1 pseudogene is annotated in these 390 nt (G+C 68.5%); it reads right to left on the bottom strand.

From position 1 onward, the window contains the following. Positions 1-390, bottom strand: a pseudogene (locus tag WDW90_RS38400) (sulfoacetaldehyde acetyltransferase); the annotation flags it as partial.

Here is a 390-nt window from a genome sequence, read left to right as displayed (position 1 = left end):
CGGGCGACCTGCTTGGCATCGCCGCAGATGCCGACCGTGATCGTCTTGGTGAGGCCGATGCGGTCGGGGTTGATGTCGACCTGGATGATCTTGGCGTTCCTGGGCCAGTAGTCGATCCCGTAGCCCGGCAGCGTCGAGAACGGGTTGAGGCGGGTGCCGAGCGCCAGCACGACATCGGCCTGCGCGATCAGCTCCATCGCGGCCTTGGAGCCGTTGTAGCCGAGGGGTCCGACGGCGAGCGGGTGGCTGCCCGGGAAGGCGTCATTGTGCTGGTAGCCGGAGCAGACGGGCGCATCGAGCCGCTCGGCCAGCGCCGCGGATTCCGCGACGGCATCGCCGATGACGACGCCGGCCCCGTTCAGGATCACCGGGAAGCTCGCGTTCGACAAA

Origin of the sequence: Methylobacterium nigriterrae (assembly GCF_037106235.1) — a bacterium.
In the GTDB taxonomy this organism is placed as follows: domain Bacteria; phylum Pseudomonadota; class Alphaproteobacteria; order Rhizobiales; family Beijerinckiaceae; genus Methylobacterium; species Methylobacterium nigriterrae.
The sequence above is the reverse complement of the archived record's forward strand: the minus strand, read 5'-3'. Positions and strand labels throughout refer to the sequence as shown.